The organism is Streptomyces caeruleatus (assembly GCF_001514235.1).
Classification (GTDB): domain Bacteria; phylum Actinomycetota; class Actinomycetes; order Streptomycetales; family Streptomycetaceae; genus Streptomyces; species Streptomyces caeruleatus.
The window spans coordinates 75,396-85,929 of sequence record NZ_KQ948949.1 but is presented as its reverse complement, the minus strand read 5'-3'; the positions used below and the strand labels follow the sequence as shown (position 1 = coordinate 85,929).

15 protein-coding genes are annotated in these 10,534 nt (G+C 70.8%); 3 read left to right on the top strand and 12 right to left on the bottom strand.

From position 1 onward, the window contains the following. Positions 1-28: 28 nt before the first annotated feature. From AQJ67_RS42935 to AQJ67_RS42915, 5 genes are all read right to left on the bottom strand, one after another. Positions 29-241, bottom strand: coding sequence for a hypothetical protein (locus AQJ67_RS42935; protein ID WP_062725402.1), 213 nt, complete (start codon positions 239-241; stop codon positions 29-31). Then, on the bottom strand, positions 238-1,065 hold the full coding sequence (locus tag AQJ67_RS42930; protein ID WP_062725400.1) for a hypothetical protein: 828 nt from the start codon (positions 1,063-1,065) through the stop codon (positions 238-240). Before AQJ67_RS42930 ends, AQJ67_RS42935 begins: the two co-directional genes overlap by 4 nt. 278 nt (positions 1,066-1,343) lie before the next feature. After that, entirely contained in the window at positions 1,344-1,889 is a 546-nt protein-coding gene (locus AQJ67_RS42925; protein ID WP_062725398.1) for a DinB family protein, read from the bottom strand. A gap of 26 nt (positions 1,890-1,915) precedes the next feature. After that, a complete protein-coding gene (locus tag AQJ67_RS42920; protein WP_062725396.1) occupies positions 1,916-2,176 on the bottom strand; it encodes a DUF397 domain-containing protein in 261 nt (86 codons plus the stop codon). Beyond that, entirely contained in the window at positions 2,160-2,999 is an 840-nt protein-coding gene (locus tag AQJ67_RS42915) for a helix-turn-helix domain-containing protein (protein WP_062725394.1), read from the bottom strand. The genes AQJ67_RS42920 and AQJ67_RS42915 overlap by 17 nt, the downstream gene beginning before the upstream one ends. Positions 3,000-3,114: 115 nt before the next feature. Here AQJ67_RS42915 and AQJ67_RS42910 point away from each other — a divergent pair, with 115 nt between their 5' ends. Next, the gene (locus AQJ67_RS42910) at positions 3,115-3,507 is read left to right on the top strand and encodes a hypothetical protein (RefSeq protein ID WP_062725392.1); all 393 of its coding nucleotides are present in this window, start codon (positions 3,115-3,117) and stop codon (positions 3,505-3,507) included. A 93-nt stretch (positions 3,508-3,600) separates the two neighbouring features. Here the strand turns inward: AQJ67_RS42910 and AQJ67_RS42905 are convergent, their stop codons facing one another. From AQJ67_RS42905 to AQJ67_RS42890, 4 genes are all read right to left on the bottom strand, one after another. Beyond that, entirely contained in the window at positions 3,601-4,410 is an 810-nt protein-coding gene (locus tag AQJ67_RS42905; protein WP_062725390.1) for a hypothetical protein, read from the bottom strand. 92 nt (positions 4,411-4,502) lie between these two features. Then, complete coding sequence (locus tag AQJ67_RS42900) at positions 4,503-5,354, bottom strand: aldo/keto reductase (RefSeq protein WP_062725388.1); 852 nt, start codon at positions 5,352-5,354, stop codon at positions 4,503-4,505. Between the two features lie 40 nt (positions 5,355-5,394). After that, positions 5,395-6,327, bottom strand: coding sequence for an N-acetylmuramic acid 6-phosphate etherase (gene murQ, locus AQJ67_RS42895; protein WP_062725386.1), 933 nt, complete (start codon positions 6,325-6,327; stop codon positions 5,395-5,397). 136 nt (positions 6,328-6,463) lie between these two features. Continuing rightward, positions 6,464-7,378, bottom strand: a complete 915-nt coding sequence (locus AQJ67_RS42890; RefSeq protein ID WP_062725384.1) for a MurR/RpiR family transcriptional regulator — start codon at positions 7,376-7,378, stop codon at positions 6,464-6,466. Between the two features lie 55 nt (positions 7,379-7,433). Between AQJ67_RS42890 and AQJ67_RS42885 the strand changes: the two genes are divergently transcribed. Beyond that, the gene (locus AQJ67_RS42885) at positions 7,434-7,895 is read left to right on the top strand and encodes a hypothetical protein (RefSeq protein WP_244190796.1); all 462 of its coding nucleotides are present in this window, start codon (positions 7,434-7,436) and stop codon (positions 7,893-7,895) included. Between the two features lie 4 nt (positions 7,896-7,899). After that, complete coding sequence (locus AQJ67_RS42880) at positions 7,900-8,169, top strand: DUF4031 domain-containing protein (RefSeq protein ID WP_062725382.1); 270 nt, start codon at positions 7,900-7,902, stop codon at positions 8,167-8,169. A 48-nt stretch (positions 8,170-8,217) separates the two neighbouring features. Here AQJ67_RS42880 and AQJ67_RS42875 read toward each other — a convergent pair whose 3' ends face one another. The 3 genes from AQJ67_RS42875 to AQJ67_RS42865 form a co-directional block, all read right to left on the bottom strand. Beyond that, positions 8,218-8,691 carry a carboxymuconolactone decarboxylase family protein gene (locus tag AQJ67_RS42875; RefSeq protein WP_062725380.1) on the bottom strand — a complete coding sequence of 158 codons (474 nt, stop codon included), beginning with the start codon at positions 8,689-8,691 and terminating at the stop codon, positions 8,218-8,220. A gap of 85 nt (positions 8,692-8,776) precedes the next feature. After that, positions 8,777-9,880 (bottom strand): GNAT family N-acetyltransferase, encoded by a 1,104-nt coding sequence (locus AQJ67_RS42870; protein ID WP_063807423.1) that lies wholly within the window; start codon positions 9,878-9,880, stop codon positions 8,777-8,779. A gap of 27 nt (positions 9,881-9,907) precedes the next feature. Then, a partial coding sequence (locus tag AQJ67_RS42865; RefSeq protein ID WP_062725376.1) for an HD domain-containing protein occupies positions 9,908-10,534 on the bottom strand: 627 nt, incomplete at its 5' end.

Here is a 10,534-nt window from a genome sequence, read left to right as displayed (position 1 = left end):
AACGTATCACCCGACCATGATCCACCACTCAAGATCTTTTGAAGACACGACCTAGTGCGCCGTTGATGTACTCGAGCCGGACTGTCTCCGGGGACCGACGTTCAAGTTCCTCGAAGTCCTCGACGTTGAGAGGGCTCTTCGTGTGAAGCCGCCCATCGACGAATTCGTGCTGCACGTGATGCGGCGCCACGTCGGCCAACTCCTCGAAGTCCTCGCGGTACAAGTGCGGGTCGTCCGTCACTGGCGTGTCCTCTGTCGTCGTTCAGACATCTCGGCGCGAATCGCTGCCGCACGGGCTTGGACTGTGAGGGCCTGGGGTGACACACGGCGGGTGGGAGCGTGTTCGCCCCGGCACGCGCCGCAGACGCCGCCCGGTAGGGCCTCCGGGCGGCCGGGGACTCCGCATTTCGCGCACTCCAGGATGCGCAGGGGCGGGCGGGCCGGGGCCGGTTCCGGCGGGAGCTTGCTGGTCAGGCGGGTGCGGAGCAGGGCGGCCGGGTGGTGGACCGGGGTCGGGAGGCCGGTCGTCAGGGCGCGGCGTACGTCCGCGTCGGTGGCGCCTCGCGCGTACCACTCGGCGACCAGCGGCGCGAGCATCGCGCACTCGGCGGCCGACAGCGACAGCGCGGGGGCCTCGCGGCCGAGGGCGGCCAGCAGGATGTGGGCGCGGGAGCGGGTCGGGCGGGGCGGGCCGTCCGGTGGGGGTTCCGTCGGCTCCTTCGGTACGTCGCCCCTCGTGAACGCCGCCCACCAGGCGTCGTCGCGTGCCGTACGCGAGAACCACGATCGGGTGATCCAGCGGGCGGCGCCCGATGCGGAGGTCAGGTGCTCCCGGCCTCGGCGCAAGTGGCCTGCCCGTTGAAGGTTGTTGAGGGCCGTGCGGAGCGCGCACTGTCCGTACGGGAGCTGCTTGGCCAGCGTCTTTACGGAGATGTCGGCGCCGTCGGGCAAGCGGTCGATGTAGGCGGCGATGGCGGCTTCGCGGGGCGGGAGGGCGGCGAAGTCGTGGTTCGTGCGGCGGTGTTGGTCGGGTGCCGACCGTTTTCCGTAGCCCGGATTGGCCATCGGGTGCGGGGTCGCGTGCGCGGGCAGGGAGGTAGCACTAAGCTTGGCGTCAGCCACGGGATCGGGTCCTTGTCAGTCGATCTCGTAGGTCAAGCCCCCGCAGGTGTTGCTAGCACCTGGCGGGGGCTGTTCGTTATTCGGGCACGCTAGACGACCATCACTGTGCGTGGCAAGCCGAACGCTCCAAGTCAACTCGCGGGGTGGGAGGGTGGGTTGAGGCCCTCCAACCATTCCTTGCAAAGAGGGCTCGGGGCTGGTCGCTTGAGCTTCGGGGGCACTCAGCCCATGCTCTTCGCGCCGTCCAGCGCCTCGCGGATGATGTCGGCGTGGCCGGAGTGCTGGGCCGTCTCGGCGACGACGTGCATCAGCACCCTGCGGGCCGACATCCGAGCCCCGGGCTCGTTCCACGGGGCCTTGGGCAGCGGGTGGCTGACGTTCAGGTCGGGCAGGGTGGTGACCAACTCGTCGGTCCGGGCGGCCACTTCCTCGTACGCCGCCAGTACGCCGGCCAGCGTCTCGCCGGGCAGCATCCGGAACTCGTCGGCCCGCGCGGCCCAGTCCTTCTCCGTCATGGCGGTGAAGTCGGGCATCGCCGACGGGCCGTGCTGGATGAACTCGACCCAGTGCCGCTCCACCGACGTGACGTGCTTGATCAGGCCCCCCAGACACAGCTCACTGACCGTGGTCCGCTGCCCCGCCTGCTCGTCGGTCAGGTCCCGCGTGGTGAACCGCAGGAAGTGCCGCTGCTTGGCGAGCGCTTCCAGCAGGTCGGCGCGCTCGCCGGTGGCAGGGGCGGTGGCGTTGTCGTGCGTGGTCTCAGTCATGACAGCCACGCTAGGAGGCAACTAGGTCAGATCCTGACCGCTTCGACGAAGGCCACCCAGGCGGGTGCGCGGAATATGAGCTTCGGGCCGTGGGGGTTCTTGGAGTCGCGGACGGGGACGAGGGTGGGGTGGCCGTCGGCTACTTCGAGGCAGTCGCCCCCGCCTCCACCGCTGTACGTCGACTTGCGCCAGCGGGCAATTTCCAGGCACTCGTTGCCGCCCCCGCCGCTGTAGCTCGACTTGTGCCAGGTAGCCGTGCTCAGGTCGTACTCAGGGATGTTCCTCATGTGCGTAATCCTGCGCCACCTGCTCGATCAACGCCAGGGACTTCTGAGGCGAAAGCGCGGAGGCCGTGAGGAGTTCGAAGGTGAACCTGAGCTGGGCGACGGTGGCCGGGTCGTCCTCAAGTCGCCCAGTGCTGGGCCCCTCGAAGTAGACCAACGGAGGGGCGTCCTCGAAGTCCATCAAACGCAGCGAACCCTCCATCGACTTGTGTGCTCCCGCACTGAAGGGAAGTACCTGCACGATGACGCGGCCCCGCCGGGCCAGGTCGGCGACATGGCTCAGGGCCTCCGCCATCACCGCCCGCCCGCCCGTTTCGCGGCGCAGCACCGCCTCGTCAAGCACCATCCACAACATCGGCGTTGTTGGGTTGTCGAGCAGACGTGTCCGTTCCATCCAGCCCGCCACCCACTCGTCGATGGTCTCTTCGGGTGCCGTCGGGTCATAGGCGCGGTTCACGGCGTGGGCGTACCCCGGTGTCTGCAGCAGCCCCGGGATCAGCAACGGCGCGTACTGCCTGATCGCCGTCGCCTCCGCCTCTGCCTCCGCCGCCTCCGCGAAGTGCTCCGGGTACCTGGACTTGTTGGAAGCTTCGCAGTTCCGCTCGAAGAAACCGTTCGTGCCCAGCACCTCATCCACCAGCGGAGCCATCTCCGGCCGCAACCGCCGCGTCCCCGCCTCCAGTTGGCCCACGAACGTGCCGCTGACGAACAGCCTCAGGCCCAGGGCCTCCTGGCTGAGGCCCTTTCTTTCGCGGGCGTGACGTAATTCCGCGCCCAGCAGCGCGCGGGGCGATGACGACGGGTCGAGGTTCTTGGGTCCCGGCATGGCAGCTCCAGGTCGAACATCGGAGATGTTGGTGTCTCCCGTATGGCCAGGCTAGAGCCGTGCCCGACACGCTGTGTTGTGAATCGCAAACTCTGTGTGGACGTGGGAGGCAAGTGTGCCGTCGACCGAAGAAGTGGTGGCGTCGTTGCGGGAAGCCCTCGTGGGTGCCGGGGTCGTCCTGCCGTCTCTGTGCGTGGATCCGGTGACCGGCGCCAGTGACGAGCCGTTCCCGCTCGTGGACCTCGGGCGCTGCAATGTCCGTGTCGCCGAGAAGCTGGCCTCGGTGGTGCGGGGCGAGCGGCCGGCCGTCGGCAGTCATGCCGTGGATGTACGGGACGGGCGTATCGGCGAGGTCAGAGGGCACGTGGGCGGCAGGGTGCAGTTGCGGCCCGTCGAGGGTGGGCGGGAGTGGGACTGCCCGCCGGACGCGGTGGAGGTGGCGCCGCGCGGGGAGGTGCTGCGGGCGCAGGTTCGGGGCGCCAACCGGGAGGGACAAATGCGTTGCTGAGCCAACGGCCCGCCCGACCGGGCCGGCCGGGCGGGAAGGGCGTTGGAGACCAGACCTTCCCAACCTTCCCACCCGGTCCTGCCGGAGGCCGTATCAGCCGAGCTTGGTCGCCTGGGCCTCGACGACGGCCGTCGGCTGCTCGAAGGCCTCGCCCCGGGTGACCGCCGCGATGTTGAAGGACGAGAAGCCTGCGAGCGTGGCGCCCTGCCGGAAGACGACGACCTTGGTCTCGCCGGCGCTGCCGTCCTGCGTCGTGCCCACCGTCCAGGCGACGGCGTCCTCGCCGGCCGTGAGCTTCTCCTCGCTGACCTTCGTGACCTGCTGCTTCTCACCGTCGATCGTCATGGCGAAGCCTCCGGCGCACTTCTTGCCGGCCTCCCTCAGCGTGGCGAGGGTCTGCTCGGCACCGTCGTCCTCGTAGGACCAGAGGGAGGTCATCGTCTTGGTGATGTCGAGCGAGTCGAGGGTCGCCTCCTCGGCCTCCTTCTCCGTCATCTCCGCGAGCTCCTCCATCGAGGGCATGCCCTTCTTGGACGCCTCGGACTCCTGGACCACGAGGCGCTGGACGGTCGCCGTCGGCTTGCCCGCCGGCAGGGCCGACAGCACCTGCCCGACGGCATCGCACTCGGCCTTCTCGACAGACACGGAACCGGGCGCGAAGACGTCCGCCTTCCCTGGCTTCGTGATCTTGTGGCCCTCGACATCGCCCTGGGCGACCACGAGCTTCTCCAGCTCGGCGGCGGTGAGCGTCTTCGCCGCGGGCTTGTCGGACGTGGACGTGGTGCCGCCCTTCGCCTGCTTGTCCTCACCACCCTGCTCGCCGCCTCCGCAGGCGGTGACCACAAGCGCGAGGGAGACCGCGGAGGCGGCCAGGACGGTACGACGGATGGCGGTGGCTGACATTGGTGCTTCTCCCGTGCTCAACGCCCTGCGCCTGGTTGCGGCGCAGAGTTCACGCACACAAGACCAACGTGACCGGGGCAGGGTTGTGCGGGCTACGGGGGTTCTGTGGTGGCGACGCGGTCCAGGCGGTCGTACTGCTCCTGGGTCAGCCGCACGGCGCCCGCCCCGACGTTCTCCTCCAGGTGCGCGACGCTCGTCGTGCCCGGGATCGGGACGATCACCGGGGAGTGCGCGAGCAGCCAGGCCAGGACGACCTGGGTCGGGGTCGCGTCGACCTCCTTCGCCACGGCGGCGATCCCGGCCCGCGCCCCCGACTGCCCCGCCGCCACCGGCCGCCACGGCAGGAACGCGACTCCCGCCGCCTCGCACGCCTTCAGTACGGGCTCGTACTCGCGGTCGAGGAGGTTGTAGCGGTTCTGCACGCTTGCGATCTCGACGACGGACCGCGCCTCGGCGAGTTCGTCGACCGTCACCTCGGACAGGCCGATCCGGCCCACCTTGCCCTCGTCGCGCAGGTCACGGAGGGCGCCGACCTGGTCGGGGAGCGGGACGGCCGGGTCGAGCCGGTGGAGTTGGAGCAGCTCGATCCGGTCGAGGCGGAGCCTGCGCAGGGCCTCGTCGACCTGGACGCGGAGGTCGGCCGGCTCGCCCGCGTGCCGCCAGCCCTCACCGGCGGTGGTGTGGCGGATGCCGACCTTCGTGGCGATCACGAGGTCGTCGGGGTACGGGTGCAGGGCCTCGGCGAGGAGTTCCTCGTTGGCGCCCCAGCCGTACAGATGGGCCGTGTCGATCAGGGTGACGCCGAGTTCCACGGCCCGCCGGGCGACCGCGAGGTGGGCGGCGTGGGCCTCCTGGTCGGGGTCGGGCCGCAGCCGCATGGCCCCGAATCCGAGCCGTCGTACTTCCAGGTCGCCGCCGATGCGGAAGGTCGTCGGAGCCGTCATGTCGTCACGCTAACAGGGGAGTTGGCGGGTCAGGGCGAACTCAGGTGGCCGATGCCAGCGCGGCCCGCAGGTGGCCGTCCGACTCCTCCAGGAGCCGGGCGGCCGTGGCCCCGTCCACGTCCGCCAGCAGGACCAGGATCGCGGTCTTCACCTCACCGTCCGCTTCCGCCAGCGCCCGCTCGATGTCCGTCTCCCGCGCACCCGTGGCCAGCGCGACGATACGGCGGGAGCGGGCCCGCAGCTTGTCGTTGGAGGCACGGACGTCGACCATCAGGTTCCCGTAGGTCTTGCCCAGCCGGATCATCGTGATCGTCGACAGCATGTTGAGGACCAGCTTCTGCGCGGTACCGGCCTTGAGGCGGGTCGAGCCGGTCAGCAGCTCCGGGCCGACGACGACCTCGATGCCGTGCTCGGCCGCCGCCGCGAGGGCGCTGCCCGGATTGCAGGCCAGGCCGATCGTCAACGCGCCCCGCGCACGGGCGTGTTCCACCGCCCCGATCGCGTACGGCGTCCGCCCGGAGGCCGAGATGCCGACCACCGTGTCGGTGGCGCCGAGTGCGAGGGCGTCCAGGTCGGCACGGGCCAGCTCCTTGGAGTCCTCGGCCCCCTCGACCGAGGTGACCATGGCCTCCGGCCCTCCCGCGATGATCCCGACGACCTGGGAGGGGGCGGTGTTGAAGGTGGGCGGACACTCGGAGGCGTCGAGCACACCGAGGCGCCCGGCGGTACCGGCACCGGCGTAGACGAGGCGCCCGCCCCGCGCCATCCGCTCGGCGACGGCGTCGATGGCGGCGGCGATCTCGGGAAGCCGCGCCGCGACGGCCGCCGCCACGGAGGCGTCCTCGCCGTTCATGAGCCGGGCGATGTCGAGCGTGGGGAGTCGGTCGATCTCCGCGAGCTCGGGCCGGAAGGCCTCGGTGGTGAGGGAGTCCAACTCGGAACGGAGGTCACGGGGGTTGGAGGTGGAGGTCATGAGGAGGCGGCTCTTTCCAATTCCGGTGTGCTGTCTGACCTAGGGGCGCGGGGCTGGGCTGATATGCGGCTCCGCCGCGTGGGCGCGACCAGCCACGACGGTCCCGCAGACGACCCACAACCTTCGGACCTACGGTCTAACGACGATGCCGATGCGCCAGCGCCTCATAAGACGCCGACAACGCGGGCGCCGCCGTCTCATACGTCCGCTGAGCCACCCCCACGAACAGGCAGTCCACGACAAGAAGCTGACTGGTCCGGGAGGACATCGCCGCGGGCCGCAGTTCACTCTCCCGAGCCGTGGACGTCGTAAGAATGTGATCGGCGTACTGAGTCACCGCCCCGTCCGGCCGCCCCGTGATGGCCACCGTCGTGGCCCCCCGCTCGAACGCGACCCGCAACGGCTCGATGACATCACCCGTGGACCCGGAGTGCGTGATGGCGATGGCGACGTCACCCGCCCGCAACTGCACCGCGTTCGTCACGGCGAGATGCGGATCGCTGTGCGCGTGGGCTATGAGCCCTATCCGCAGCAGCTTCTGCGTGAGGTCCTGCGCGACCAGCCCGCTCGCACCGACGCCGTACACATCGATACGGCGGGCCGCCGCGGCAGCCGACACGGCCGCCGCGAGCTGCGCCGTGTCGAGGCCGGCGGCCGTGTCGGCGAGGGTCTGCTGTTCGTCGTAGGCGAGCTTGGCGACCACGTCCGCGATCGGGTCGTCCACGGCGATGTCGGTCGTGATGGCGGGGGCGCGGCCCGACTGCTGCTGGGCGGCGAGGCCGGCGAGGGCGAGGCGCAGGTCGCGGTAGCCGGGGTAGCCGAGGAGGCGGGCGGTGCGGACGACGGTGGCCTCGCTGGTGCCGGTGAGTTCGGCGAGGCCGGTGACCGTGAGGGCCGCGCAGCCCGCCGGGTCGTGGGCGACGGCTTCGGCGACGCGCTGCATGGAGCGGGTCATCGACGGGGCGAGGGTGCGCACCTTGGCGGCGAGGGCGGCGGGTGCGGGTGCGGCGCCCACGCGCGCTCCGAAAGTTTCCTTCACGTCACGGGTCACCCTTGAAAGGTATTTTCAACACCGAGGCGTGGTCAAGAGTGCGCACAATAGGTCCATGGAACCCATCAGTCCGCTGGAGCAGGCACTGCACACGGCCCGCGCCCTCGTGCTCGCCGACCTGGTCGCGGGCGAGGTCGCCGAGGCGGACGTCGTGTCGCTGGTCGAGGAAGCGGTCGTACAGCGGCGCTGGTGGGTGGAGCAGTGGCCGGACGGCGTGGAGTACGTGGCTGGGCTGGTCGCCCAGGACGTACAGGACGCGCTGCTCGACCGGTACGGCCGCTGGCCGCTGTGCCCGGTGTGCGGCTCCGGGGATCCGCATGCGCTGGAGGTCGAGCCGGAGCTGGGGCCGGATCCGCACTGGGTGTGCCACCAGGCGGGTGTGAAGGTCGCGGCGCTGGGGGCGCTGAGGTCGGCGGGACCGACGGGTCCGACGGGTCCGACGGGGCCAACGGGGCCAACGGGGCCAACGGGGCCAACGGGGCCGACGGGGCCGACGGGGCCGACGGGGAGCGCGTGACGTCGTGGCGATCTACATAGACCCCCCGACCTGGCCGGGGCACGGCCGGATGTGGTCCCACCTCGTGAGCGACGTGTCGTACGACGAACTGCACGAGTTCGCCGACGAGTTGGGCGTTCCGCGACGGGCCTTCGAGCGGGACCACTACGACATCCCGTCCCATCGTTACGCCGAGGTGGTGCGGGCGGGGGCGGTGGAGGTCAGCAGCCGTGAGGTGGTGCGGTTGTTGCACGGGGCGGGGCTGCGGAGGCCGAAGGGGCGGGCGAATGGTTAGTGCCCGCGTCCCCCGGCCTCGGGCAGAACGGCTTGCTCGCGACCGGTTCTAGGCGAACTGTCCCGGCTGGTAGCTGCCCGCGGGCTGCTGGATCATGACGTTCAGCCGGTTGTAGGTGTTGATCATCGCGATAAGGATCACCAGGGCGGCGAGCTGTTCCTCGTCGTAGTGCTTGGCGGCGTTCTCCCAGATCTCGTCCGGGACCCCGCCGGCCCCGTCCGCGATGCGGGTGCCCTGCTCGGTGAGCTCCAGGGCGGCGCGCTCGGCCTCGGTGAAACAGGTGGCCTCCCGCCAGGCGGCGACCAGGTTGAGCCGCAGCCAGTCCTCGCCGGCGGCCACCGCGTCCTTGCTGTGCATGTCGGTGCAGAAGCCGCAGCCGTTGATCTGGCTGGCCCGGAGCGTCACAAGGTGCTGCGTGCCGAGCGGCAGCGGCGAGTCGTGCACCGCCTTGCCGGCCGCGGCGAAGTGCTTGATGACCTTGCCGGCGATGGGGTTCTCGAAGAGGTTCAGACGGGCGTTCATGGCCAACTCCCTTGCCGTTGTCGTCGGGTACACAGCTATGACGAGACGGCTCGGCGGGTTGTGACATGGGGGGATGTGACGTGGGTCACTGTCGGATGTAGAGCTGGAGCGTCCCGTCCGTGTCCTGCTCTTCCAGGTCCGGTTCCTCCGGTTCCTCCTGGGGCGCCCTTGCATACCCGGCGCGGGTGGCCACGGCCTGGGAGGGGAGGTTGGCGGCCTCGACGGTGGCGCGGAGGGCGTGGACGTCGTCCCTGGCCAGGGCCCACTCCGACAGGGCGGTCAGGGCCTCGCTCGCGTAGCCGCGGCCGCGGGCGCCCTCGACCAGGTCGTAGCCGACCTCCGCACGGCCCTCCTCGTCGGGAGCACCGTGGAAGCCCATGCCGCCGACCGCCAGGCCGTCCTCCTTCCGTACGAGGACGAACAGGCCGAACTCGGGCCGGTGCACGCCCGCCTCACGGGCCTTCAGCACCATGCCGGCCGCCTCCCGCGTCCCCGCGTAGGGGCCGCCCACGACCCAGGCGAACCCGCCGTCCCCGCCCACGCTCAGATCGGCGGCGGACGCGGGGGTGACGCCCTGGAGGGTGAGGCGCTCGGTGGAGAGGACGAGGTTGTTGTGCCAGCGCCACTCGGTGACCGGCTCCCGGCCGGGCAGGTCGCCGCGGCCGGTGGCCCAGAGCAGGGTGCGCCAGTGGTCGGGGCCGGGCTGGACGTCCGGGAAGATCCGGGTGAGGACGAACTCGGGGAGTGCGGCGGGCGGTTCGTACGCGACGCCGAGCCCCTCGGCGATGTCGTGGGTGTGGAGGATGACCTCGGCGACGCCCATCGCGGCGAAGCCCTCGCGGTTCGCGCTGCGGAACGGGTACGGGTGGAAGGCTCGTACCTCGGGGGGTGTGGTGCGGATGGTGGCGGTGAGGATGGCGCCGGTGGTCTCGATGATGTGGATCAGGTCCGCGTTGTCGACGCCGTCCTGCAGGGCGATCTCGAACGGGACGTACTTCTCCCGCGCACGTCCGGCCAGGTTGCCGGCGTAGGCGGCGAGGTCGTCGGCGACATGGTGCGCGGTGTCGCGGCAGTTCCAGTCCAGCCGCCCGGCCCTGGCGGCCGTCCAGTCCCGGTCCGCCACCGTGCGCAACAGCGCCGCGCAGCTTTCGACGGCCTGCTCCACCCGTTCCCCGCTTATGTCTCGCATGCCGTGCAGGCTACGGCGGCGGGCCGGTCAGAGCGACAGCATTTCCAGCTCGGAGGAGAGGTTGTAGCGGGCCGTGGCCGCCCACTTCTCCTTGCCGTACGGCGTGCTGAACAGGCTTGGCAGGTCGAGGAGTTGACGCAGGATCGCGGCCCGGCCCTCGCGGAAGGCGTCGTTCGGAACGAAGTGGTACTCCTCGCGGACGGCGGCCGTGTACGCGGCGTACGCGGAGGGCGGCGCGGCGAGGATCGCGAGGTCGGCGTCGCAGAGGACCTGGCCGTCGTGGTCGTCGGGGGCGGGGGCGTGGGTCGTGGTGAGGCGGACCAGGCGGGCCACCTCGGCGGTGCGGTGTGCGGGGACGCCGGCTTCGGGGAGGGCGCGTTCGGCTAGGCGGGCGGAGCGTTCTTCGTTCTCCGAGCGGTCGGGGAGGTAGACCGCGTCGTGGAACCAGGCGGCGAGGCGTACGACGTCCGGGTCGTCGGCGTGCTCGGCCAGTTCGTCGATGTGGTCCAGGACCGCGGTGAGGTGGGTGAGCGTGTGGTAGTGGCGCTGGGGCTCCTGCCAGCGGGTGAGGAGGTCGTCGGCGTACGGGGTGGGGTCGGGGGTGGTGGAGGGGGAGCGGGCTGCGTTGAGGGCTGGGGCGAAGCGGGTGTGGAG

Excerpts from the sequence above, each read along its gene's own strand:
- AQJ67_RS42875 (WP_062725380.1), bottom strand. The coding sequence starts at position 8,691 with ATGAACGCCCGTCTGAACCTCTTCGAGAACCCCATCGCCGGCAAGGTC.
- murQ (WP_062725386.1), bottom strand. The coding sequence starts at position 6,327 with ATGACCTCCACCTCCAACCCCCGTGACCTCCGTTCCGAGTTGGACTCC.
- AQJ67_RS42915 (WP_062725394.1), bottom strand. The coding sequence starts at position 2,999 with ATGCCGGGACCCAAGAACCTCGACCCGTCGTCATCGCCCCGCGCGCTG.
- AQJ67_RS42900 (WP_062725388.1), bottom strand. The coding sequence starts at position 5,354 with ATGACGGCTCCGACGACCTTCCGCATCGGCGGCGACCTGGAAGTACGA.
- AQJ67_RS42920 (WP_062725396.1), bottom strand. The coding sequence starts at position 2,176 with ATGAGGAACATCCCTGAGTACGACCTGAGCACGGCTACCTGGCACAAG.
- AQJ67_RS42905 (WP_062725390.1), bottom strand. The coding sequence starts at position 4,410 with ATGTCAGCCACCGCCATCCGTCGTACCGTCCTGGCCGCCTCCGCGGTC.
- AQJ67_RS42925 (WP_062725398.1), bottom strand. The coding sequence starts at position 1,889 with ATGACTGAGACCACGCACGACAACGCCACCGCCCCTGCCACCGGCGAG.
- AQJ67_RS42870 (WP_063807423.1), bottom strand. The coding sequence starts at position 9,880 with ATGCGAGACATAAGCGGGGAACGGGTGGAGCAGGCCGTCGAAAGCTGC.
- AQJ67_RS42885 (WP_244190796.1), top strand. The coding sequence starts at position 7,434 with ATGGAACCCATCAGTCCGCTGGAGCAGGCACTGCACACGGCCCGCGCC.
- AQJ67_RS42930 (WP_062725400.1), bottom strand. The coding sequence starts at position 1,065 with ATGGCCAATCCGGGCTACGGAAAACGGTCGGCACCCGACCAACACCGC.